Annotated in this window: 23 protein-coding genes and 3 pseudogenes; 9 read left to right on the top strand and 17 right to left on the bottom strand. The window is 68.9% G+C overall.

Translation table 11 applies throughout. The annotated features are described in order from the left end of the window. Window positions 1-64 precede the first annotated feature (64 nt). The 3 genes from ACVW19_RS29465 to ACVW19_RS29475 form a co-directional block, all read right to left on the bottom strand. Window positions 65-463: a PIN domain-containing protein gene (locus ACVW19_RS29465; protein WP_457463181.1), complete on the bottom strand. Its 399-nt coding sequence runs from the start codon at window positions 461-463 to the stop codon at window positions 65-67. Then, the gene (locus ACVW19_RS29470) at window positions 460-759 is read right to left on the bottom strand and encodes a hypothetical protein (protein ID WP_452980167.1); all 300 of its coding nucleotides are present in this window, start codon (window positions 757-759) and stop codon (window positions 460-462) included. Before ACVW19_RS29470 ends, ACVW19_RS29465 begins: the two co-directional genes overlap by 4 nt. 89 nt (window positions 760-848) lie before the next feature. Continuing rightward, a complete protein-coding gene (locus ACVW19_RS29475; RefSeq protein ID WP_457463182.1) occupies window positions 849-1,283 on the bottom strand; it encodes an ATP-binding protein in 435 nt (144 codons plus the stop codon). A gap of 281 nt (window positions 1,284-1,564) precedes the next feature. Between ACVW19_RS29475 and ACVW19_RS29480 the strand changes: the two genes are divergently transcribed. Then, window positions 1,565-1,912, top strand: coding sequence for a hypothetical protein (locus tag ACVW19_RS29480; RefSeq protein WP_457463184.1), 348 nt, complete (start codon window positions 1,565-1,567; stop codon window positions 1,910-1,912). Here ACVW19_RS29480 and ACVW19_RS29485 read toward each other — a convergent pair. The 4 genes from ACVW19_RS29485 to ACVW19_RS29500 form a co-directional block, all read right to left on the bottom strand. Further along, complete coding sequence (locus ACVW19_RS29485; RefSeq protein WP_457463185.1) at window positions 1,893-2,447, bottom strand: SUKH-4 family immunity protein; 555 nt, start codon at window positions 2,445-2,447, stop codon at window positions 1,893-1,895. The genes ACVW19_RS29480 and ACVW19_RS29485 overlap by 20 nt on opposite strands. A gap of 45 nt (window positions 2,448-2,492) precedes the next feature. After that, on the bottom strand, window positions 2,493-4,010 hold the full coding sequence (locus tag ACVW19_RS29490) for a nucleic acid/nucleotide deaminase domain-containing protein (protein WP_457463186.1): 1,518 nt from the start codon (window positions 4,008-4,010) through the stop codon (window positions 2,493-2,495). Between the two features lie 98 nt (window positions 4,011-4,108). Continuing rightward, the gene (locus ACVW19_RS29495) at window positions 4,109-5,626 is read right to left on the bottom strand and encodes a WD40 repeat domain-containing protein (RefSeq protein ID WP_457463188.1); all 1,518 of its coding nucleotides are present in this window, start codon (window positions 5,624-5,626) and stop codon (window positions 4,109-4,111) included. A gap of 146 nt (window positions 5,627-5,772) precedes the next feature. Further along, on the bottom strand, window positions 5,773-6,651 hold the full coding sequence (locus ACVW19_RS29500) for a nucleic acid/nucleotide deaminase domain-containing protein (protein ID WP_457463190.1): 879 nt from the start codon (window positions 6,649-6,651) through the stop codon (window positions 5,773-5,775). A gap of 573 nt (window positions 6,652-7,224) precedes the next feature. Between ACVW19_RS29500 and tgmA the strand changes: the two genes are divergently transcribed. From tgmA to ACVW19_RS29525, 5 genes and pseudogenes are all read left to right on the top strand, one after another. Beyond that, window positions 7,225-7,476, top strand: a complete 252-nt coding sequence (gene tgmA, locus ACVW19_RS29505; RefSeq protein ID WP_387034570.1) for a putative ATP-grasp-modified RiPP — start codon at window positions 7,225-7,227, stop codon at window positions 7,474-7,476. After that, window positions 7,473-8,441, top strand: coding sequence for an ATP-grasp ribosomal peptide maturase (tgmB, locus tag ACVW19_RS29510; RefSeq protein WP_457463191.1), 969 nt, complete (start codon window positions 7,473-7,475; stop codon window positions 8,439-8,441). Before tgmA ends, tgmB begins: the two co-directional genes overlap by 4 nt. After that, window positions 8,438-9,577 (top strand): ATP-grasp peptide maturase system methyltransferase, encoded by a 1,140-nt coding sequence (tgmC, locus tag ACVW19_RS29515; RefSeq protein WP_457463192.1) that lies wholly within the window; start codon window positions 8,438-8,440, stop codon window positions 9,575-9,577. The genes tgmB and tgmC overlap by 4 nt, the downstream gene beginning before the upstream one ends. Window positions 9,578-9,755: 178 nt before the next feature. Next, window positions 9,756-10,617 (top strand): annotated as a pseudogene (locus ACVW19_RS29520) (helix-turn-helix domain-containing protein). Between the two features lie 26 nt (window positions 10,618-10,643). Continuing rightward, window positions 10,644-10,799 (top strand): annotated as a pseudogene (locus ACVW19_RS29525) (DUF397 domain-containing protein); the annotation flags it as partial. A 38-nt stretch (window positions 10,800-10,837) separates the two neighbouring features. Here ACVW19_RS29525 and ACVW19_RS29530 read toward each other — a convergent pair. The 4 genes and pseudogenes from ACVW19_RS29530 to ACVW19_RS29545 all read right to left on the bottom strand — a co-directional run. Next, window positions 10,838-11,342 (bottom strand): annotated as a pseudogene (locus ACVW19_RS29530) (transposase family protein); the annotation flags it as partial. Window positions 11,343-11,396: 54 nt separating this feature from the next. After that, window positions 11,397-12,329, bottom strand: a complete 933-nt coding sequence (locus ACVW19_RS29535) for a glutaminase (RefSeq protein ID WP_457463193.1) — start codon at window positions 12,327-12,329, stop codon at window positions 11,397-11,399. A gap of 363 nt (window positions 12,330-12,692) precedes the next feature. Next, window positions 12,693-13,211, bottom strand: coding sequence for a hypothetical protein (locus tag ACVW19_RS29540; protein ID WP_457463194.1), 519 nt, complete (start codon window positions 13,209-13,211; stop codon window positions 12,693-12,695). Between the two features lie 152 nt (window positions 13,212-13,363). Next, entirely contained in the window at window positions 13,364-14,461 is a 1,098-nt protein-coding gene (locus ACVW19_RS29545; protein WP_457463196.1) for a PASTA domain-containing protein, read from the bottom strand. Between the two features lie 238 nt (window positions 14,462-14,699). On the opposite strand from ACVW19_RS29545, the gene ACVW19_RS29550 reads away from it, so the two are divergent. Then, window positions 14,700-15,563 (top strand): helix-turn-helix domain-containing protein, encoded by an 864-nt coding sequence (locus tag ACVW19_RS29550; RefSeq protein WP_457463197.1) that lies wholly within the window; start codon window positions 14,700-14,702, stop codon window positions 15,561-15,563. Next, window positions 15,560-15,748, top strand: coding sequence for a DUF397 domain-containing protein (locus tag ACVW19_RS29555; RefSeq protein ID WP_457463199.1), 189 nt, complete (start codon window positions 15,560-15,562; stop codon window positions 15,746-15,748). Before ACVW19_RS29550 ends, ACVW19_RS29555 begins: the two co-directional genes overlap by 4 nt. Before the next feature lie 65 nt (window positions 15,749-15,813). Here ACVW19_RS29555 and ACVW19_RS29560 read toward each other — a convergent pair whose 3' ends face one another. Then, complete coding sequence (locus ACVW19_RS29560) at window positions 15,814-17,064, bottom strand: hypothetical protein (RefSeq protein ID WP_457463200.1); 1,251 nt, start codon at window positions 17,062-17,064, stop codon at window positions 15,814-15,816. A gap of 234 nt (window positions 17,065-17,298) precedes the next feature. Between ACVW19_RS29560 and ACVW19_RS29565 the strand changes: the two genes are divergently transcribed. Continuing rightward, window positions 17,299-17,610, top strand: coding sequence for a hypothetical protein (locus tag ACVW19_RS29565; protein ID WP_457463202.1), 312 nt, complete (start codon window positions 17,299-17,301; stop codon window positions 17,608-17,610). Here ACVW19_RS29565 and ACVW19_RS29570 read toward each other — a convergent pair. The 5 genes from ACVW19_RS29570 to ACVW19_RS29590 are packed head-to-tail and all read right to left on the bottom strand — an operon-like array spanning window position 17,583 to window position 21,754. After that, on the bottom strand, window positions 17,583-18,158 hold the full coding sequence (locus ACVW19_RS29570) for a hypothetical protein (protein ID WP_457463204.1): 576 nt from the start codon (window positions 18,156-18,158) through the stop codon (window positions 17,583-17,585). The two genes, ACVW19_RS29565 and ACVW19_RS29570, sit on opposite strands and share 28 nt — an antisense overlap. Beyond that, entirely contained in the window at window positions 18,155-19,552 is a 1,398-nt protein-coding gene (locus tag ACVW19_RS29575; protein WP_457463206.1) for a hypothetical protein, read from the bottom strand. The genes ACVW19_RS29570 and ACVW19_RS29575 overlap by 4 nt, the downstream gene beginning before the upstream one ends. After that, window positions 19,549-20,382 (bottom strand): ABC transporter ATP-binding protein, encoded by an 834-nt coding sequence (locus tag ACVW19_RS29580; protein ID WP_457463208.1) that lies wholly within the window; start codon window positions 20,380-20,382, stop codon window positions 19,549-19,551. The genes ACVW19_RS29575 and ACVW19_RS29580 overlap by 4 nt, the downstream gene beginning before the upstream one ends. Continuing rightward, window positions 20,379-21,197 carry a zf-HC2 domain-containing protein gene (locus tag ACVW19_RS29585; RefSeq protein ID WP_457463210.1) on the bottom strand — a complete coding sequence of 273 codons (819 nt, stop codon included), beginning with the start codon at window positions 21,195-21,197 and terminating at the stop codon, window positions 20,379-20,381. The genes ACVW19_RS29580 and ACVW19_RS29585 overlap by 4 nt, the downstream gene beginning before the upstream one ends. Continuing rightward, entirely contained in the window at window positions 21,194-21,754 is a 561-nt protein-coding gene (locus ACVW19_RS29590; protein WP_457463212.1) for an RNA polymerase sigma factor, read from the bottom strand. Before ACVW19_RS29590 ends, ACVW19_RS29585 begins: the two co-directional genes overlap by 4 nt. Window positions 21,755-21,801 lie beyond the last annotated feature (47 nt).

Consider the following 21,801-nt stretch of genomic DNA (forward strand, 5'->3'; position numbering starts at 1 on the left):
CGGCCCGGCTCGTGACCTGTCCGCCGCTCCCGCCCTCTGCGGCGGGAGCGGCGGACGTCGTGGCTCACAGGCCCATGACCACCACACGGTCCCCGCACAGCTTGCGCAGGTCGTCCTCGTCGGAGGTGAAGACGGTGACCGGCCCCGGCTGCCGCAGGGCGACGGCGGCCAGGGCCGCGTCGATGGCGTACTTGTGGCCGTGGAGGCCGGCTTCCTTGAGGAGCTCGACGGCGTCCTTGGCGATCTCCTCGGTCACCGGCTCGACGTGGATCCGGGACAGCGCCCAGTGCCAGGCCGGAAGGGAGGTCCGCACGTCGTACGCCTCGATCAAGGTCATGGACGTGGTCATCACGCGGGTGCCGGAGAGGTGGGCCGTTTTGAGGCGCCCCTTCATCGCGGTGGCCCCCCGCACGGTCTGGGACAGACCCTCGGAGTCGAGCAGATAGACGATGTTGTTCTTCACGCGACGTGCCGCTCCTGCCCGGCCTGCTGCTGTTCGGTGACACGCTCCGCACGAGCCCTCTCCGCATGGGCGTGCTCGATCTCCTTGCGTTCGGCCTCGGCTGCGGCCAGTTCCTCCTCGGTGACAGGGCCGTATTCCGTCTCCAGCCAGTCGACGAGTTCGCCGAGCCGGTCCTGCTCCCGCCGACGCTCTATGGCCTGCGTGACATAGCGGCTGAACCCGCCGGGGCCCACCTCTGCCCGGATGGCCTCGGCAAGCTCCTCGGGGAGTGTGACGGTGTACTTCTTGGTTGCCATACCATCGACCATACCGCTCGCGTTCCTGAGAGGAGACCCGAACGACGGCGGCCTCACCCCATCGAGTACATCGGTGAACATGGCGGCGCTCAGCAGGCGCACTCGGCCCACACGGTCTTGCCGCCGGGCGGATACGACTCAGTGCCCCAGCGGTCGGCCAGGGCGGCGACGATGAGCAGGCCGCGGCCCGACTCGTCGTCCGGCTGCATGACGACGTCCGTCACGGGGGAGGGGAGCCGGTCCCCGCGAGCGTCCGTGACCGCGACACGGAGGACGTCGGCAGTCGGGTCGTGGGTGAGGGTGAGACGGAAGTCGCGGCCCTGGACCCGGCCGTGCAGCGCCGCGTTGGCGGCCAGCTCCGCGACGATCTGCTCCGCGCGGTCGGTGACGCCGGGTGACGTCTGCCAGGTGCGCAACTGCTCGTAGGCGAGCAGTCGGGCGAGGCGAGCCCCGCGGCGGGTGGACGACAATTGCTGCGTGAACGACCGCACGGCGGCGGGAAGCTGGGGCGTGGTTGCGCTCATGGGACCACGGTGACGGGCGCGCGGGGGCGCGTTCCAGTGGCGTGGCCCGTACGCTGCGTCACCGTACGGACGCTTGCTGTGGAAGGTGCGCGGGACGGACGGTCACGTTGGGTGCGGATCGGAGGTGACTGGAGGCGGTGCGCGCGGCCGGCCGGGTGCGGTCGTGACGAGCGTCGTCCTGCCGGGCAACACGCGGTCCGTGGCGGTCGGTTGCCGGGCGCAACCGGGCTGCCGAGTACAAGTCGGCCCAGCTCACGGCCGCGGCGCGGTGCGGGCTGCGCGTGCCGCCGACGCTCCTCACCGACGACGCCGAGCGGGCCCGGCGGTTCATCTGCGACCAGGGCCCGGCCGTCTGCAAGCCCGCTGTACAGCGGCGACTGCACCGGCCGGGACGGCGCCAATGCCTGACGGTATGGGTGGAAGAAGTCGCCGTGGCCGAACTCGACGCCGGTGTCGGCCACGCGATGCACCTGTTCCAGAGCCGCGTGGACAAGGCCGTGGACGTACGGCTCACCGCAGTGGGAACCGGCTGGTCGCCGTGCGAAGTCGGGATCCTGGCTTTCCTTGATCACTCTCCTTGGCGCCACCAGCGGGGCCTGGGCGGTTCGCTCACCAGACACCTTCGATGACCTCGTCGAGGACGAGATTCCATTGGGACTGGTCGTCCTCGAAGGGAGTCGCGTCAAAGGCGTGAATGCGTGCGCGCAGGTCCTCCACCTGCTCGTCGATGTCGGCCTGGTCGTCGCGTTGGTTTTCCTCGAATTCCTTGAAGAGGTTCAGGGCGTGGACGAGGGATTCGACATCTCGATGAAGCTGGGTGTAGGCGTTCAGGGGTTCCCCCTCGCCGAAGGCGTACACCTTTCCGGTGCGGGGGTCGAGGGCAATGACGGAGGCTGCGAAGTAGCCGAGGACGAGCCATGGGTGACATTCCTCAGGCAGGGTTCCGTCGTCAGGGGTGAACCACTCGGTCAGGAGGATCGACTCTTCCTGACCGACGCTCGCCCTGGACTTGAACGTCTCGTCGTGTGGGAGGCCGACCTGGCTGAGGAAGTCTGCGGTTCGGGTATCGAACTGGTTGTCGGGGGATTCGTAGCGGGGGAAGTACACGACGCCGGTCAGGCCGAAGGTGTTGAGGAGTTCGGCCGGCGTGATAGCGAAGCTCATGCGGGGACCTTTTGGGTGTTGCGCGGCTGGGGTGGGGAGTCAATGTTAGCGGCCGTGTGCTTTGCGGAGCTCGTCCATGTATTGCTGGTGTTCTTTGTCCCGTTGGTGGCGTGGGACGGTCTGGTCGTAAGTGTTGGTGTGGTGGACGGTTTTGGCCTGTGGGAAGTGGCGGTCGAGCCAGCGGTCGCAGCTGGGTTTGAGCTGGCAGGGCTCGCGTTCGGTGAAGACTTCTTTGAGGCCTGACTGTTTTCCGTTGTGCAGGAGCGGATAGCCGATCGATCTTTCGGAGTGCATGCTCTTCTCGCTGTAGCCGACGAGTATGCTTTCTCCTTTGCCGTCGGGGTCGATGTAGCGTCCGGCGGCGTAATTGTTTCCGCTGTATTCGTTACGGGCGTAGCGGGCGAGTTGGGTGGCTTGGCCGAGTTCGTCGGCGTAGGGGTCGACCTTGGTGGAGCTGACTTTTCCGGTGTGGGTGTTGGGTACGGCTGTGTCCGCTTGGTCTCGCCGTGTTTGGGGGCGCCAGGCTTTGCCGTTGTCGAGGATGCCGTCCAGGCGGTCTTTGTCTGTGCTGTCGAGGCTGCGGAGTTGACCGTCGGGGTCCAGGCGTTGGACGGTGCCGTCAGTGCTGAGCAGGTACGTGCGTATGCCATCGCAACTGTCGATGTCGTCTTTGGTCTTCTGGTCGGTCTTCTTGTGTTCCTTCTTGCTGTCGTCGATCTTGCCGCTGTGTTTTTCCAGGACGTCGATGGTCTCGTCGATTTTCTTGTCGACGACGTCTTCGGCCTTGTCCATGGCGGTGGCCAGCTTGTGGAAGCGGCTGTCTTTCTTGACGGAGCTGCGCCGTTTGGCGCCTCCGGTTCTGTGGGTCTTCTTCTTTTCGTCGAAGTTGCGCTTGGTCTCGCCGTAGCCGCCGGAGGCCTTCTCGAACTCGTCGAACTCGATGACCAGGTCGTAGGCCATGTCTGCGCTGCCGGGGGCGTAGTGGGAGAGGTCGTTGTCGTCGTGTGCGTCGAGTCGGTCGGTGAAGAGGTCTTCGATCTTGCCGAGGATCTTTGCCTCGATCTTGTCGGTGACGACGGAGGTGATCTGGTCGATGGCGTAGTCGATGGCCTCGTGCAGGGCGAAGCGGCAGGCGGCGATGGCTGCGGCGCTGAGCAGGCCGCTGAGACCGGCGGTGAAGAACATGCCGATGACGCCGGCGGTGGCGGTGGCTGCGGTGGCGGAGAGCTCGGCGATGCAGGCGATCTTGCAGCCTTCGATGAAGCCGGCGCAGTCGTCGAGGGCCTCGGCGAGGTCGTCGAGGCCCTTGATGAAGGTGGTGAGGTCCTTGGTGGTGAGTTTGCCCCATCGGCGGTCGATGGCATCGACGGTCTTGCCCTTGCTGCGTCCGGCGACGATGTGGGAACAGGCCTTGTTGCCCTCGGCGATGACGTCGCGGAGGCCTTCGGCCAGGTGACGGTAGTCCTTGGCGCTGTCGCGGACCTCGTCTTCGTCGATGTCGGGCCATTGGACGCCGACGAGGTCGAGGACCTCGACGAGTTCGTCGGGCAGCTTCTTCCCCACGTGTCGTTCCCCCCGGATCGGTCACCAACCGGGCAAGTTTTGACAGGAAGTGAGAAGCCGTCAAGCCGAAGTCGAAAAAATCCGGTCCTGTGCTGGTGTCAGCGAGGGTGTAGGCAGACGAGCATGTCGTCGCAGCCGACGACGAGGTCTCCGTTCGCAGTTGCTGTGAGTGAACGAACGGGCGGGCCGGGGTGGTAGACGCGTGTGGTGCCCCGGTTCCAGGTGTGGTGTTCGACGAGGCCGTCCCCCCACCCGACAGCGAGCGCCGGCCCGTCTTCGGTGTGCATGGCTGCCAAGGCCGTGACCGGAATTGGCCGTTGCATCACGGGGGGTGCAAGGGCTGCGCGGCTTGGTGACCAGGCATGGACGTGTCCGTCCGCGCCGCCGCTGTACAGCAGGGAGACAGGTGTGCCGTCTTCTGAAACATCGAGGTCCAAGGCGGCGAGTGCGGTGACGGGGCCTTCATGGAGCGTGGCTGTCTGTGGCCGGTCTGTTGGCTGGTGCAGGGTGGCGGCGTGGACGGCGCCGGCGTCGTCGGCGACCGCCAGCAGGTGGGAAGTGGCGGTGAGCGCGCGCCCTGGAGCCTGCGCCAGGTGGTTGCTCATGGTGTCGATGAGCTGCTGGACAGGGGTGGGGCCGTCGTCGAGGAGGGCGCTGATGCCGGAGGGTTTGCGTACTGCGGGACTGTGCTGCCAGGTGAGGCGTCCTTGTATGTCCAGCGCAAGCACGGTTCCGTCCGGCAGCGCCGCCAGTGCTCGTATCGGGGCGAAGGGGCGGGGAAGACGGCCTGAAGCGCGGGCGCTGTCTGCGCTGATGATCCGTACGACGCCTTGGTGGTCTGCGGCGAGCACGGTGCCCGCCAGCACCTCGTGTCCGGTGGCGAGGGCGGGGCCAGGCCAGGGCGGGCGGATATCACCGGTCACCCGGTTCCAGACCAGGCTCCAGTCGGCGTCGGCGGCAAGTACTGTCAGGTGCTGTTTCAGGCGTGGGTCGGCGCTGTCGCCGAGTGCCGAGAGAACGGCCAGTGCCCGTGCTGGTGGCCGCGGTTCGCGAAGGACGGACTGACCTGCGCGCAGCCAGGCGGTACGCAGTCCTCCGTGCTCGTCGTTGCTGCTCTCGTAGCGGGCGGTGACCGTGATGGGGTCGGCGGCGCAGACGTCCTCGGGGTCGTCCAGGCTGACTGCGTGCTCGGCGGGCGGTGTGCGCAGGGGGACGGACTTGTTGCGTGCCGTCTGCCAGGCGGCGAGCCGCTCAGGATCGGTCCACTGGTCGTGGTCGAGATTCATGACCGCCGGTACCTGATCTTCCAGGCGCGCGGCTGCGAGGCTTGAGGCGGTGGCTTCGACGATGACACGGACGTGCTCGAAGCGTGAGAGGGCGGCGGCCATATCGGCGAGCACCAGTGTGTCCGCGGCGTCCTGCAGGTCGGGCAGCACGATGGTGATCGGCCGGCGGTCGGCGGCCAGAGCAGCCGTCAGTTCGGCGGGGGTTCGGGCGACCACACCGAGTTGGTTGGCCAGAGTCCACACCGCACCCCGTACGCCGAGGCCCTGCAGGGGTGCGACCGCGTGTATGCGGCGTTCCTGAGGCGTTCCGGAGCGCGCGCCGTGAGCCACCAGCCAGGCAAGCAGAGCTGATTTTCCGCAGCCTGCGCTGCCTGTGACCAGGCACATGCGGGGGGCAGCCGGATCGGCCAGCCATGCCAGCAGGGCAGCGGCTGCCGGTTCTCTCCCGGCGGACGGCCTCCCCCACCGCAGGCTCGTCACGAGCGGGCCTGCCTGGCCGCGTGAGTGATCAGCTCTTTCAGACCCTCTTCTCGGGAGGCAGCGTCGGATCCGTAGTCGAAGCTGTGGGTGAACTCGGCCTGGGGGAAGGTGCTGCGCAGCCAGACCGCGCAGTAGTGGCCGGGCATCATGCATGGCTCGAGTTCGCAGTACACACGGCGCACCTGGGTGGACGAGACGCCCTGGGACTGCAGCCGCTGCCAGAGCAGTTCCTCCGGGTGACCGCGCCCCGGGCCGGTCGCCTCGGTGACGATCTGCTTGTTGCCGAGGTCGTCGAGGTACTCGAAGGCGGAGGAGAACGGGAAGTTCAGGGTGTGCCGCACGTCGTCGAGGACCCGGGGCCACCAGCTCTCGCGCTCCTGGAACGCAGTCTCGTCAATCCGTCGCAGTTCGGCGTTGAGTTCACGGAAGGCGGCCGCCGCGATGGACAGTCCCGTCGATGCCGCGATCACCGGCAGCTTCTGGTCCAACACAGTGAGCGCCGATGTGAATCTGGCAACGCTCGATGACACCAGCATGTCATCCTCGCCGTGGTCGCTGAGGAAGACCGCCTGGACGGCGCCGTCAGGGCGCACACACAGGTGGGCCAGCCCGTCGGTACCGATCCGCAGCCAATCGGCCATCTGCGCCGGCGGGTGTGGAAGGCCCTGATGGCCGGCAAGGAGCCCGAGTGTCACACCGTCGGCCGGCGTGGCCGCTTGGAAGTAAGGCGCCACGTTCAGTGGTACGCCTGTGCCTTCCAGGTGTTCACGGGCGGTGGGGGGCAGCCGGATACCGAACGCCCCGGGGATGTGGAATTGCCGCATACCGTCCGCACCGAAGTGATCGAAGGAAGCATCCCGTACGGGCTCGGACATCAAAAGAGACCTTTCCGGCAGCAGTGATCTATGTGCGTCTCACTCTGTCAGAAACAGCAACTACACGGGCCGGGGCCCTTCCGCTCGCCGACACCAAGGCTGTCGACGACGCCGGTGCCCGCTCTGTCAGCTACGGCAGTTGTGGATGGCCGTTGGTGAGGATGCTCAGCCAGGGCCTGATCCGGCTCGTTTTCGACGAGGAGGGCATCGCACGAGGCCGCTTCACGGCCGACCCGGCGTCGTACACGCATGACCGTCACCGAGGAGGACCAGCTCGTCTGGTTGGGAGGCCCTGAGGGGCTTCACTCGACTGCGGCGCGGCGATGTCGGAGGACCTGCGGATCGCCCCCAAGCCCGCCGGTCACAAGGAGTTCGACTGCCTCCAGAAGGAACGAGCGCCGTGCTTCTTGAACCGGCTCGCCCCGTACGCCGCGTCAGCGTACGGGTACGTTCGGTGGACGGCTCGGATCCGCGTCGCTCACGCTGGGTGCCGACGATCGCGGGGACATGGCCCGCAGGCACGCGGCTGTGTCCGGTGCGGTCGCCGCAGTGTCGACGAGAAAGAGGTGCCCGATGACGACGCCGACCACGAGGCCGTGGGGCCTGACCCGGATGAAGCCGTTTCCCGCAGCGGCCGTACTGACCGCGGCGACGGTCGTGCTCGACGCGGACCGCCAGGTCGGGCGGTGGGTCGGGCCCGACGGCCTGGACGTCCCGGAGCTGGACCGGCACAAGCGCAGTGAGACCTGCAAGGAGACGAAGACGAAGACCTCCCTGGACGGCACCACGGACGAGGGAAGCGACCAGCAGGGAGACAGCGATTGAGCGGGGCATCACCGGTTCTCGTCGTCACGCGGCTGGACGACGCGACGGCGGACGTCGTCATCGGGGAACTGGGTCGGCGTTCGGTGCCGGTCGTCCGGCTCGACCCGGGCGACTTCCCAGAGACGGTCCGGGTGGCAGCGCGCGCGGAAGGTGCGCGGCTCACAGGTGAGGTGCGGACGGAGACCCGAGAGCTGGCGCTGGACACGGTCCGCTCCGTGTACTGGCGCCGCCCGCGCCCCTGCTCCGCTCCCGAAGGACTGGACGGACCGGATGCCGACTGGTGCGCACAGCAGGCACGTCACGGCCTCGGCGGGATCCTGGCGACCCTGCCGGGAGCGCAGTACGTCAACCACCCGTGGCGCAACCGGGCCGCCGAGTACAAGCCGGCCCAGCTCACGACCGCGGCGCGGTGCGGGCTGCGCGTACCGCCGACGCTCCTCACCAACGACGCCGAGCGGGCACGGCGCTTCCTCCGCGACCACGGCCCGGCCGTCTACAAGCCGCTGTACAACAGCGAGTACACCGATCGGGACGGCCGAGGCCTGACGGTGTGGGTCGAAGAAGTCGCCGCGGCCGAGCTCGACGCCGGGGTCGGCCACACGATGCACCTGTTCCAGAGCCGTGTGGACAAGGTCGCGGACATCCGACTCACCGCGGTGGGGGACCGGCTGTTCGCCGTGCGGATCGACGGGGCGCCGGGACTGGACTGGCGCCGCTCCTACGACGACCTCGACTACCGCCTCGTCGACCCGCCGCCCGACGTGGCGAGGGGCGTGCACGACTACCTCGCCGCGTTCGGCCTGACCTACGGCGCCTTCGACTTCGGACTCGACGCCGCCGGACGGTGGCACTGGTACGAGTGCAATCCGAACGGGCAGTTCGCATGGTTCCCCGATCCCGTCACCGACCGGATCACCGCCGCCCTCGCCGACCGACTCCAGTACCCCGACCGGGACAGCCGATGACCAACACTGCACTCCTCCGCCAGGACCTCGCCCGCGAACTCGCCGCACGGGGCCGGCTCACTGATCCGGCATGGCGCGCCGCCGTCGAGGCCGTGCCCCGCGAACTCTTCCTGGGCAACGCCGTGTTCCGTCCCCACGGCACCCGGTGGGAACCCGTACGCCGCGAGCAACTCGATGACGACGAGTGGCTCCGGATGGTCCACTCGGACACCACCTGGGTGACACAGGTCGACGGCATCGGCGCCCGGGAAGCCACGGCCCCCGTGGCAGGACGGCCGACCTCCTCCGGCACGCTTCCGTCGCTCGTCGCGCGGATGCTCGAACTCGCCGATGTCCAAGACGGTGACAGGGTCCTCGAGATCGGCACGGGCACGGGCTACTCCACCGCCGTGCTCTGTCACCGGCTCGGGGACGAGACGGTGTACTCCGTCGAGTACGACGAGGAGGTGGCAGCCGCTGCCGCACAACACCTCCGAGCCGCCGGCTGCTCCCCGCACCTCGTCGTCGGTGACGGCCTGCGCGGGCACCAGGACGGCGCGGAGTACGACGCGGTGATCGCGACGTGCGCCGTGCGCACCATCCCGCCCTCGTGGCTGTGGCAGCTCCGTGACGGAGGCAGCATCACCACGACGATCAGCGGCTGGATGCTGGGCTCGGGCCTGATCCGGCTCGTCCTCGACGAGGAGGGCGTCGTACACGGCCGTTTCGCCGCCGACCCGGTGTCGTACATGCTCGCCCGGCCGCACGAACGACCGCCCCGCCCCACCTTCTACGCGCACCCGGGCAGCACGCGGGAAGCGCGGCTGAGCCCGGATCTGCTGAACAACCGGACCGGGCTCTTCGTCGCGCAGCTCGGTGCTCCGTCCGCCGAGTTGGTACGCCTTGCGGAGGGCGTCGCCCTGATCGACGTGGCGACCGGCTCGCAGGCATGGACCGAGCCGGACGGCGCCGGCGGCGGCTGGAGGGTTCACCAGGACGGGCCCCTGCGCCTGTGGGGCCAGGTCGAGGACGCGCTCGACACATGGCAGAAGGCGGGCTCGCCCGACCAGACCGCGTTCGGCATGACCGTCACCGAGTGGGACCAGGTCGTCTGGCTGGGCGATCCGGAGGGCCCTCGCTGGCGACTGCCGACCTGAGAAGGCCCGTAGCGAGCCTCGCCCTGGAAGAACGTGTGGCACGCCCTCTGGGTCCGCTCACCCCGTACGCTGCGTCAGCGTACGGGCACGTTCGGCGGGCTGTGCGAATTCGTTCCGGCCACTCTGGCGTTCTCAGGGAGAGGGACCTGGCGTGTGAGTACCTGGAGGTGGGCCGCGAATGACGACCGATCACGTGGAACCGGCGACGCCGGGCGGGGAGTGCGAGCGGGAGCCGGATCCGTCGGACAGCCTGCGAACGTTCGGGGCCGTCGTCCAGGCGCTGCGTGAACACGCGGGCCTGAGCCGGGTGCAGTTCGGGGAGCTGGTTCGGTTCTCCAAGCACACGGTGGAGTCGGTGGAGCTGGGGCGGCGGATGCCGGACGCGTCCTTCGTGGAACGGGCGGAGGAGGCGCTGGGCAACACGGGGGCGCTGCGGCACTCGGCACGGTTTCTGACGCGGGGGGAGGCGGGGCTGGCGGCGTGGTTCCGGCGGTGGGCGCGGCTGGAGCGCACGGCGGTGAGTCTGTGCACCTATGAGTGCCGGCTGGCGCCTGGGCTGTTGCAGTCGGAGGGGTACGTACGGGCTCTCTGTGAGAACGAGATTCCACCCCTCTCGGACGACGCTCTGGAAACCACCGTGCAGGTGCGCATGGAGCGTCAGCAACTACTTCGCGAACGGCCCAACACGACGTTCGACTTCGTCATCGAAGAAGCTGTGTTCATGCGCCGCTTGGGAGGGACGCAAATCACGGCGGAGCAACTCGACCTCATCCTTGAGCTCGGCCTTCTGCGCAACGTCACCGTTCAGGTCATGCCTGCGAACAGCGAGCAGCATGCGTGCCTTTCCGGGGCCTGTACGACTGCTGGAGATGCCGGACGGTCGCTGGCGGGCGTACTCCGAGGGCCAGGAGAACGGCCGCCTGATCGCTGGCCCGAAAGAGGTGAGCCGCATCCACATGCGCTATGCAAGACTGCGCTCGCAGGCACTTTCCCCGAAGGACTCCATGAGCCTGCTGGTGCGGATCAGAGGAGCGCTATGAACACGTCCGAACTAGGTTGGTTCAAGTCCAGCTACAGCAGCGCACAGGGCGACGACTGCGTGGAGGTCGCCGTCACCGAACAGGCCATCTACGTAAGGGACTCCAAAGATGTCACGCGTAAGCCCTTTGCCGTGGGTCAGGGCGGCTGGGCGCAGTTCGTGACATTCGTCGGGGACCATTGAGCCTTTGTCAGTAACGGATCGTGACGTTGCGTGATTGATCAGATGGTGCGGTCGTACCCGAGCCGGAGCAGGACGAGGGCCGCGGCGGCGATCTGCGTGATCCGGCTGGGGTCGAGGCTGACCCTGCGCAGGGCCTCGAAGGCGGTCTTGGGCAGGGAGTTCGCGCGCTCACAGACGCCGTGGACACCGCGGATGACCTTGTTGTAGGTCTGCTGGGCCTCGGTCGGCCCGCCGCCGACGGGCTTCTTGTGCGGGTGGCGGAAGCCGTTGCCGGCGTTCTCGTAGACGAGGTCGACCAGGGTCGGCATGTGCCGCTCGGCGGCGATCCGGTCCAGGGGGTCGAGCAGGCCGTGGTGCCGGGCGCAGGTGGTGTCGTGCTCGCCGCCCGGGCCGGACCGGTGAGACCCAGAGCGGCCGGCCGTCCGGGGCGGCGATGGCCTGCACGTTCCCGCCATGGTGCCGATGCTTTCCGGACCACCACAGGTCCGCGCCGTGGGGGCTGGGGGCGGCGACGCGGTCGGTGCGGATGAGGGGGCTGTCGAGGTAACGCGCCGAGTCGCTCGACCAGCACTACGGCCGCACAGGTTAAAGATCAAGCTAAAACACTGATAGTCCCGTGAGGGTCGTGAAGCGGTCCAGGGCCGCCACTCCCGTCACCGAGTTGCCTCGCTCGTCCAGGCCGGGTCCCCATACGCAGAGCGTGCAGTGGCCGGGGACGACGGCGATGATGCCACCGCCGACGCCGCTCTTGCCGGGCAGACCCACGCGGTAGGCGAAGTCGCCCGCGGCATCGTACGTTCCGCAGGTGAGCATGATCGCATTGACCTGTTTGGCCTGACTCTGGGTCAGCAGGCGGGTGCCGTCGGCGCGGATGCCGTGCCGGGCGAGGAAGCCGGTGGCCAGGGCGAGGTCGGCGCAGGATGCCTCGATGGAGCACTGGCGGAAGTACTGGTCGAGGAGGACCGGGACCGGGTTCCCGATGTTCCCGTACGACGCCATGAAGTGGCCGAGCGCGGCGTTGCGGTCGCCGTGGGCGGACTCGGAGGCGGCGACGCCTTTGTCGACGGCGAGCTCCGCGTTGCCGCTCTCCGCGCGCAGGAACTCCAGGAGGGTGCCCGTCGCGTCGCCGGTCTGGGTGTGGAGGCGGTCGGTGACGACGAGTGCGCCGGCGTTGATGAACGGATTGCGCGGGATGCCGTTTTCGTACTCCAGCTGCACCAGCGAGTTGAAGGGGTTGCCGGAGGGCTCGCGGCTGACGTGCTCCCACAGTGTGTCGCCCTCGCGGGCCAGGTCGAGGGCGAGGGTGAAGACCTTGGAGATGGACTGTGTGGAGAACGGCTGTCGCCAGTCCCCGACTCCATACACCGTGCCGTCCAGCTCCGCGACGGCCATGCCGAACCGGTGCGGGTCGCATGCCGCGAGCGCCGGGATGTAGTCGGCGGGCCGACCACGTCCCGGCATGCTCTCGATCTCGGCGGCGATGCGGTGCAGAATCGGCTGGAAGGTGTGGGACGAGGTCATGGTCGCCATTGTGCCGTCGGGTCCTCCGGGGTGTGCCATGGGGTGGAGGGGTGCGGGTGGTTCGTAGCTGGTCGCAGTGAGCCTTTCTCGGTAAGCGCCCGTCGCTCGCTGTGATCGCGATGCTGGAGCTGCGGCCCGTGGTCCCCAAGTCCGGGCAGGCGTAAGGCCCCTGGTAGGAACGATCTTGCGACGGATTGTCAGGAGGTCCACCCGGCACGTGGTCAGAACCCGGACGGAGGGCTCCTGCCGCAGACACGTGCTGTAGGCGCCTGGGGGCCTCAGCTCGCACGGTGTGTCAGCGTATGGGCGCAGTTGGTCGACGGCGACGCAGCGTGTCGGTCGCGCTGGGTGCCGACGGCCCTGGCCGAGTGGTTACTCGGCCGCCGGCTCGACGTAGGTGTTGTCGAACCAGTCGATGAACTCACGGACGGTTCCGATCTTGGCGACCCGGGCGTGGAGGGCCTTCTGGTCGTGTCCGATCAGGAACCAGCCGGTGGTGACGGACTCCCCGCAGCCGCAGTGGCACATACGGGCGTCGTGCGGGGACTCGAAGTAGGCGATCGGGTTGCGGTGTGCCGCCACGGGGGGCTCCCCTCCGACGTAGGCGTCGTGGACCTCGTCGCCCGGCTTGAGGAACCTGCCCTCGATCGCCTTGCGCCCTCCGGCCACCGGCACCAGCCTGTCGATCTCGATGGCCATGCGGACCTTGCCGTCGGTGGAGAGGAGAGCGTACTGCTCCTTCTCGGCACGCTGGCCGAGGACCCAGCAGCCCCGGTTGGCCCGGAACAGTGCGGCGTCGTCCATGGCCGGGTCCCAGCCGACGTGGTCGCGTCCCAGCTGGTCCTCCTTCGGGTTGACGTAGCGTATGGGTCCGAGCGTGATGTGGATCATGAGCCGCCCCCAACAGGCGTTTACTCAGGTCCCATTGCCCTGAGAATCGTCAAACATCCTGGCAGGACGACGGGATACCTTCAACCCCTAGGGTCCTAGCTTTACATCTCTGTCGTGAGGTGCGAGATGCGCAGCGGGTGGGGTGGAACAGGTCAGGAGGAGCGCCAGCGGTTGCGGCCGTCGGAGCCGGGGCCGCAGACCATGGGGGTTCCTGCCTTGGTCACGCCGGTGGCACCGGGCTGGGAGCAGAAGGAGCCGGGGTGCACGGTGCCGACGCTGCTGCCGCCGCCGTCGGACGACGAGGAGCCACCGCCGGTCGAACCGCCGCCGGTGGTGCCGTTGTTGTCGCTGTCGCTGCCGTCGTCGTATTCGGGGTCATTGGCGGGAATCTTGTAGGTCGTGTCCTTCTTCGAGGGGCACTCCTGGACGAGATCGGCGTCGGTCCACTGGCCCAGGTCGAGGTGAACCGTGGTGGTGGAGGTGACTTCGCCGTTCTCGTTGGGGCGTTGGAAGCACACCCGCCACTCGTCGCCTTCCTCAGCGGCCTCTTCGGCCGTGGGTGTGTCGATGTCGAGGTAGACGTCGTCGAGCGTGACGCTGTCGAGGTCGATACCGGCCTGGTCCAGTGCCTTGACTGCCGTGTTGTAGGTGTCGCCCACGACATCCGGCATCGTCGGCCACGGGAGCGGGCCGCCGTCGTTCGTGGGACAGGGCTCGTCGTTCCGCACGGCGGCGAAGGCGACGGATTTCGCGGCGGTGTCGGCCTTCTGGAAGCACACCGTCCAGGCCGACCGTACGACGATCGGGCGGCCTTCCGCGGACGCGTCGTGACGACCCGGCGTGAACCCGGCCGTACGCGCGCCCTTCTCCGCCTCGTCGAGGGCCTTGCCCGTGTAGTCGGTGAGCTCGGGGGCCTTCGAGGTGGTGGGGGACGCAGTGGCTCCGGAGCCCGCGTGGGCTGCGTCCTGTGCGCTGGCCTCGGACTTGTCCGGCTTGCTGTCGTCGAGCTGTCCGCTCATGCCCGCGCTGATCAGCATCAGGAAGAAGGCGCCGAACGTGGCGCCGAGTTTGGCGTACCAGCGCCATGAGGGCAGGACCCATACCGCCACCATGGCGGCAATCATCACGAAGAAGCCGAGCGGGAAGCTCACCGCGCTGAGCAGGGCCACGAGGGCCAGGAGGCCGAGCAGGGCGGGGGTGGTCTTCCACCAGGGCCGGGACGGGGGTGGAGTGGTGTTGTACGGGTTCACGGGTGCTCTCTTGTTCTCCGGTGTTCGGCGTGGGTCGGGTCGGGCCCGGACTCATGTCAGGGGGTAAGGCGTTCAACAGCCGTGGCTGCGCTGCTGTTACGCGAGCGATCGGGCCCGTACGCTGCGTAAGCGTGCGGGCACATTCCGTGGACGGTACGTCGTTGGATCCGTCAAGCTGGGGGCTGTCGACCGTGGAGGCCGACGGGCGACGTACAGAGGCAAGCGGAGGTGGGCGCGTATGGCGGGTGGCGCGGGTGTGGGCGGCGAGACGGCGGCCTGCGAGGTGGAACGGGAGCCGGACCCGTCGGACAGCCTGCGAACGTTCGGGGCCGTCGTCCAGGCGCTGCGTGAACACGCGGGCCTGAGCCGGGCGCAGTTCGGGGAGCTGGTTCGGTTCTCCAAGCACACGGTGGAGTCGGTGGAGCTGGGGCGGCGGATGCCGGACGCGTCCTTCGTGGAACGGGCGGAGGAGGCGCTGGGCAACACGGGGGCGCTGCGGCACTCGGCACGGTTTCTGACGCGGGGGGAGGCGGGGCTGGCGGCGTGGTTCCGGCGGTGGGCGCGGCTGGAGCGGGTGGCGGTGAGATTGTGTACGTACGAGTGCCGGCTGGTTCCCGGGCTGTTGCAGTCGGAGGGGTACGCACGGGCACTCTTCGAGAACCGGATTCCGCTGCTGACAGATGAGCAGTTGGAGGCCCAGGTTGCCGCGAGGATGGAGCGGCAGCAGATGCTGTATGAGCGCCCGACAGTTCCGTTCCACTTCATCGTTGAGGAAGCGGTCCTGCGACGGAGACTGGGCGGTGCCGAGGTGCGGCGCGAACAGCTGAACCACGTTCTGGAGCACACGTTGCCTCGCAATGTGACGTTGCAAATCATGCCGTTGGAAGCCGAGTACCACTCGTGCATGGATGGGCCTCTGCGCCTGCTGGAGACCCCGGAAGGGCGTCGACTCGCGTACTCGGAGGGCCAGGAGAGCGGGCGGCTGATTGGTGACCCGAAAGAGGTGAGAGTTCTCCAGCAGCGCTATGACACACTGCGGTCGCAGGCCCTGCATCCCAAAGAATCCCAGGCCTTGCTGGAGCGACTGCGAGGAGAGACATGAGCATGACGGAACTCGCCTGGTTCAAGTCAAGCTACAGCGGTAGCTCGGGCGACGACTGCGTGGAGGTGGCCGTCACTGAGCAGGCCGTCCACGTACGGGACTCCAAGGACGTGACACGACGGCCGTTCGCCGTGGGGCGTCAGGGCTGGGCTCACTTCGTGGGCTTCGCGGCGGGGCGAGACTGACAGAGGCCGGCCGTGGGGCGGGCGGTTGATGGCTCGCCCCACGGGTGTGGGCGGTCGACGCTCACTCAGCCTTCCTCACCGCGTTCTTTTCCGTCCCCGCGCAGGCGGCGCGCTCGCTCGGCGATCTCGCTGGAGAGCTTGCCCGTGACCGAGCCGGCCCGGTCACGGGTCTCGTTGCCGAGGCTTCTGGCGGCACTGACGCCTTTCGCTCCTGTCTCAAGCGCCTTGTCCTTGACCTCCGCCGCAGCTTCCACCCATCGTCTCGCCTCCGATGACTGGCGACCGGACTCGATCCCGAGCCGCGTGTGGAAGTCATGGACGCCGGTCACCACATGGTTGCTCGACTGGACCACAACCGGGGACTTGGTCGGGTGCAGCAACACCTTCGCGTTGGCCGCTTCGGCAGCCGAGTTCATCCGGGCCACCAGACGCTCGGTGCTCCGCGATATGAGATCCAGCCGGTTCTTTCGGGCAGCCCGAAGCCCGAGACGATGCTGGTCCAGCTGATCCGGATGTGCGTCCAGCACCCGGTCGAGTTCGAGTACGGCGATCGCGTCCTGCAGTTGGAAGCAGCGAGCCAGGACAGCGAGCCACTCCCGAACCTTGGGCTCAACTTCCTTGACCGTTGTGGCGAGATCGCCGATCTTGGGCTTGCTTTCCAACTTCTCTGCTAGGGCGTCAAGTTGACGCAATGCATACACCTGGACTTCCGCGATCGTGGTCGGCGCGGTCTGCACCTTCGACCACGTGACCTCGGAGACTCGGCCCACCTGGTCTCGGATGGTCATGGTCTCCTCGATCACGAGGTCCATTCCGATCATGCGGGACAGCACAGCGTCCTTCTGGGCGCGCAGCACGTCGTCGACCTTCTCGTCGATCGTGGCGAGGTAGTCGGTGATCTCGTCCATGGTCTGCTGCATCGAGAGCTGTGCCATGATCCCTGCGACACCAGCCAGACGTGCAGGGCTGGCCAGGGACGAGACAGCCCCCTTCTCGATCTGGAGCCATGACTTGATCGAGCCGGGTTTCCCCACCATCGCATGGCTGACACCTGGCGTTTTGCTTTCCATCAGCCCGAACTTCTTGACACGCCCCGCGGACTCCTTGGTCAGCTTCACCCAGCGACCAGAGTTGGCGGCAATATCCGAACCCGCCTGCGCGACCGCAGCCCCGGTGCCGAAGACGGACTTGAGCTGTTGCACTCCGAAGTCCTTCGACGACAATCCCTCCGAGGCGAGGAAGCGTTCGACGTCCGTCGCATTCCCGATGACCGCCAGTCCATCACCGTCACTGATCAGCTGAATCTCGTTGTCCATGCCCGCTCCTGAGGTGGCTTCTCGCAGTTGAGGGTGGGTCTCGGGACGCCCGGCGATCGCCGGGCGGTCAGGCGGGGTGACGGGGGCCGTGACCTGGGGGCGGGGGCTTGCTTATACACGCAGGGGTCGACTCGCATCACGGTGAAAAGGTTGCAAGGGGAAACGGAAGAAGTGTGAATTTGCGTGTCTTGCTTACGCGAGGGCTGCTGTCGCGGTATGCGGACGCTGTGGGCTGTGTCATCCCGAGCTGTGGAGGGCGTTGCCCGACTGGCGGGGCTGAGTGCGCGGAAGGCGGCCGAGCTGCTGGCCGGGGCCTGTGTCCGGCCGGACGAGGGCGGTGCCGTGAAGAAGGGACTGGGGTTCGACACCGTCGTCATCCCCGGCACCCACGAGGACGCCGCGATCGACCCGACCCCCGCGATCCGCAACAGGGCGGGCCGGCCGCTGTGCGTCGGAAGTGCCGGGAACGGTCACGGCGCAGGATCACGGCCGTGTCCCGATCCGGTGGCCCGGTCCGGTCACCGTCTCGGGCCCGCGACGGCGTAGGCCGCGGTGCCGGAGACCGTGAGGGCCAGGGCCGTCCAGGTGCCCGCCGCCATGCCGGGTGGCAGCAGCATCCAGGCCGCCACCTGCGTCGGCACACTTGTCGGGGGCGGGGCGAAGAACGAGAACGAGAGCCAGGCGAACGGCAGCATCCACGCGTACCGGCCGCCCGCGAGCGCCGCGCCCAGGGCGACCAGCCCCATCAGGCCCGCGCTGTCCCGGACGACGAACGCGGTGGGGGCCATGTTCTCGCCCATGGCCTGCACGGTGAGCAGCACCGTGCCGACGACCGCGCCGGCGAGCAGCACGTGCGCCGCCCTGCGGGGCACCCAGCGGATCGCGGCCGTCCGGTCCAGCGCGAGGTCCTGCCCGCTGAGCCCGATCGAGGCCGCCATCGCCCCCGTGGCGAGGACGAGCACGGGGAGCCGCGGATCACCGGGCCCCTCGCCCCCGTTCCGGGAGAGTGCCCACGCCGCCACCGCGCTGACCACCACCGCGGCGAGCGACGCGGGGACCTGCCGTGAGCGCGCGTACAGCGTCAGCCATCTCACCGGGACGCACCGCCGGACAGGGCCTCGAAGGCGTCGCCCTCGCAGGAGAGCGCGGCGGCGCGCATCGCGTTGATCCGCGAGAGCTGCTCGGCCCGCGGCAGCACCGTGAGTTCCTTCCACACCGGGCGGGTCTCGGCCTCGACCTCGCTGCGCAGACCTGCCGACTCCGTGCCGGGAAGCGGCCTGAGGTCCCCGAGGACCCAGCCCACCGCGATGGCCTGCGCGAAATCCTCGTTCCCCCAACTGCTCCAGCCCACGGGGGTACACCCCGGCACCATGGCTTCGGCGATCAGGGCCCGGGTCAGCTCCTCGCCCTTCGCGGCGGCGATGACGCCGTCGTCGAAGTCGAAGAGCACGGTCTCACCGGACCACTGCGGCATGGCGCCGTCCGGCAGTACGGCGGTGTTCTCCCGGACCGAGACCGGGGCCCGATCGCCCAGGGCGCCGTGCAGCAGGCGCAGTGCCTCCTTACCGGGACCCGCGAGGTCGGCGAGTCGTGTCTGGTGCGTCTTGGTCACGCACACCGGGCCGTCGCACACCGACTCCGCGGCGGCCTCGTCGACGACATACATTCGGCGCGGGTCGGAGGGGAGGACGAGCAGGGCGAGTACCGCGCCCGCCAGGACGGGCGTCAGGGCGATCAGCCGGGCGCGCCGGGTCGTGGCGACCAGCAGCGCGAAGCCGGTTGCGGCCATGCCGAGCAGCCAGACCGTCTGCCCGACGTGCACGGGGGCGGAGAGCGTGACGAGCACCTCGCGCACCTCCTCCACCGCCGGTGACAGCAGCGAGATGCGGTTCGGCTCCGTGCTCGGGTACCCCTCCCGCGTGACCGTCTCCGTCCGACCCAACGACATGTGCATGAGGACCGTGAACACGAAGGCGCCCATGGCCAGCGCGGGCGGGGTGAGCGCGGACGGCAGGGCCCGCCCGGCCCCCATGCCCAGCACGGCACCCGCGACGAGGGACAGTGCCCCCACCAGCGAGATCGGCAGCCACCCGAAGTGCGTGTACTCGGTGTGGGCGACCACCTGGACCGCGCCCACGAGGACGAGGAGCGCGAAGGCCGAGGCCAATGTGATCGCCGTCGTGCCCGCCAGCGCGGCCGCGCGGTGCCGGGCGGGCCGCGGCGTGCTCGCCAGCAGCTCGGACATCTTCGAACGGTGGTCGCGCAGGCCCTGCAGCGCCCCGAGCCCCACGGCGAGCGGCCACAGGTAGAACAGCAGGGAGCGGGTCCACAGGGCCGTGGACGTCCACTGGGCCGTCCACGCCGTGGTGCCCCTCCACCACCCGCCGTTCACCAGGTACAGGAACGCCAGCGCCGTCGTCAGGACCACGATGCCGGCCCATGGGGCGACGGAGCGCCTCAGCTCGATGCGCAGGACGCGGAGGTTCACCAGGTGCCCCTTCCCTGGCCGGGGCCCTGCAGCAGCGCCGAGTAACCGCGCTCCAGGGGGCTGTCGCCCACGTGCTCGGGGTCGCCCGCCGCGGCCAGCTCGTCCGGGGTGCCCTGGAAGACCAGCCGGCCCTCGGCGAAGAGCACCACGTCGGTGCAGGCGGCGGCGACGTCCTCCACCAGATGGGTCGAGACGAGCACACAGGTGTCCGTACCCACCTCCTGGAGCAGCTCGCGGAAGCGCAGTCGCTGCGCCGGGTCCAGACCGACCGTCGGCTCGTCCAGCAGCAGGATCGCCGGGTCGTTGACGATGGCCTGGGCGATGCCGGCCCTGCGCACCATGCCGCCCGAGAGGGCCTTCATCCTCTCGTCGGCGCGGTCCGCCAGGCCCACCCGCTCCACGGCGCGCTGCACCGCCGCGGGGATCTCCGCCTTCGGCACCTCCTTCAGCCACGCCATGTACTCGACGAACTCGCGCACCGTGAAGCGCTTGTAGTAGCCGAACTCCTGCGGCAGGTAACCGATCCGGCGGCGCAGCGCACGGTGCTCGCCCCTGCCGTCCGCGGACTCGCCGAGCATCTCCAGGGTGCCCTCGGTGGGGCGCAGCACGGTGGCCAGTGTCCGGATGAGGGTGGTCTTGCCCGCTCCGTTGGGGCCGAGGAGCCCGTGTACGCCGGTGCCCAGCGACAGGTCGAGGCCGTCGACGGCCATTCGGTTCCTGCCGACCCTGACCTTCAGCCCGGTGGCCTGGATCTCCCAGGCGTAGGCCGTCGGTGCGATGTCGGCCGCGCTCATGGCGGACGTCATGTGGTGTTCCTTTCCGATGGTCATCGATGGGCTCCCAGCACGGAGTACGCGCCTCTGCGGGCGATCACGACACCGATACCGAGTGCGAGGAGCAGCCCCCACACGGGCAGGCCGCCCGTCTGCAGGGCGAAGGTCGTACGGCTGGTGGCCAGGGTCGGCGCCACGACCACGGCGGCCCACACGGCGGCCAGCACGACGGCGGCGCGGGTCACACCGACGACACCGCCGAGCGCCAGCGTCGCCGCCGTGAAGGCGAGACAGGGCAGCAGCCACTGGGCCACCATCACCCCCGTCACCCATCCGCCCGCCAGCAGCGCGGGGACGACCACGCCGAGCACGGACGCGGTGCGCCGCAGCACCAGCTGGAGCCCGGCCCGGGGCACCGAGGCCGTCAGTTCGTACGCCGGGTCCAGACCGCGCGACCAGGACGCCGCGACGCCGAGCACGGGCAGGACCGGCGCGAACAGCAGCACCAGCGACACCTCGCCGAAACCCGTGTCGAACAGGTCGAGCAGCAGGGCCAGCAGCGTCACGCCCACGACCATGGTCAGCCACGGCACCATCGCGGGCGTCAGCCACCTCGACAGCCGCGCCGGCCGGCGCCGTCCGCGCGGCATCGTGGCGGTGACCGCCAGCCGTGGCTCGAGGCCGGACCACACGGTGTCGACCAGCGACGCCACGGCGGGCACCTCGGCACCGACAGCGACGGACAGCCGGTCACGGCACACCCGGCACGCCTCCAGATGGGCCTCCACGGCCCACACCTCGTCGGCGGCGAGGTCCGTGCCGCCGCGCGCGTAACCCTCGATGATCCGCGTCGACGCATGTTCCCCACTCACGCCAGCGCCCTCCGCATCGCGATCCGGGCCCGGCGGGCACGGGTCTTGACCGTGCCCTCGGGCAGCCCGAGCAGGACCGCGGTCTCCCGGACGGACAGCCCGTCGAGCACCATGGCCTGCAGTACCTGTCTCAGGTCCGGCGCGAGGCGCCGCAGCGCGTCCCCGACATCACCGCCGACGGTCGCCGCGAGCGCCTCCTCCTCGGCGGCGGGTGCCGCGTCGGGCGCGGCGGCGGTCGGCGGCGGCTTCGCATGGTGAGCCCTGCGCCGGAACGCGTCGACCAGGCGGCGCGCCGCAATCGTCCACAGCCAGCCAGTGGCCGTCCCTCCGACCGCGGCCCCGGCGAACGCGCCCGCCGCGCGCCACACCGCCAAGTAGGTCTCCTGCATGACCTCCGCGACGATCTGCTCGTCCGCACACCGGCGGCGCAGCCGCACCGCCAGCCACGGCGACGTACGTCGGTACAGCTCCTCGAACGCGGCACGGTCACCTTGTGCCACCAGCCGGACGAGACGCTCCTCGTCCACCTCGTGCAGCGCTGCTCTGACTGATCTCACACCCGCTAGACGCCCGAGCCGTGCCGCAGGTTTTTCCCCCGGCGTGA

The sequence above is a fragment of the Streptomyces sp. TE5632 genome (genome assembly GCF_054061295.1).

Coding starts and splice junctions, on each gene's coding strand:
- ACVW19_RS29485 (WP_457463185.1), bottom strand. CDS start 2,447: ATGAGCTTCGCTATCACGCCGGCCGAACTCCTCAACACCTTCGGCCTG.
- ACVW19_RS29540 (WP_457463194.1), bottom strand. CDS start 13,211: ATGATCCACATCACGCTCGGACCCATACGCTACGTCAACCCGAAGGAG.
- ACVW19_RS29535 (WP_457463193.1), bottom strand. CDS start 12,329: ATGGCGACCATGACCTCGTCCCACACCTTCCAGCCGATTCTGCACCGC.
- tgmC (WP_457463192.1), top strand. CDS start 8,438: ATGACCAACACTGCACTCCTCCGCCAGGACCTCGCCCGCGAACTCGCC.
- ACVW19_RS29475 (WP_457463182.1), bottom strand. CDS start 1,283: ATGAGCGCAACCACGCCCCAGCTTCCCGCCGCCGTGCGGTCGTTCACG.
- tgmA (WP_387034570.1), top strand. CDS start 7,225: ATGACGACGCCGACCACGAGGCCGTGGGGCCTGACCCGGATGAAGCCG.
- ACVW19_RS29580 (WP_457463208.1), bottom strand. CDS start 20,382: ATGACCATCGGAAAGGAACACCACATGACGTCCGCCATGAGCGCGGCC.
- ACVW19_RS29550 (WP_457463197.1), top strand. CDS start 14,700: ATGGCGGGTGGCGCGGGTGTGGGCGGCGAGACGGCGGCCTGCGAGGTG.
- ACVW19_RS29555 (WP_457463199.1), top strand. CDS start 15,560: ATGAGCATGACGGAACTCGCCTGGTTCAAGTCAAGCTACAGCGGTAGC.
- ACVW19_RS29500 (WP_457463190.1), bottom strand. CDS start 6,651: ATGTCCGAGCCCGTACGGGATGCTTCCTTCGATCACTTCGGTGCGGAC.
- ACVW19_RS29470 (WP_452980167.1), bottom strand. CDS start 759: ATGGCAACCAAGAAGTACACCGTCACACTCCCCGAGGAGCTTGCCGAG.
- ACVW19_RS29560 (WP_457463200.1), bottom strand. CDS start 17,064: ATGGACAACGAGATTCAGCTGATCAGTGACGGTGATGGACTGGCGGTC.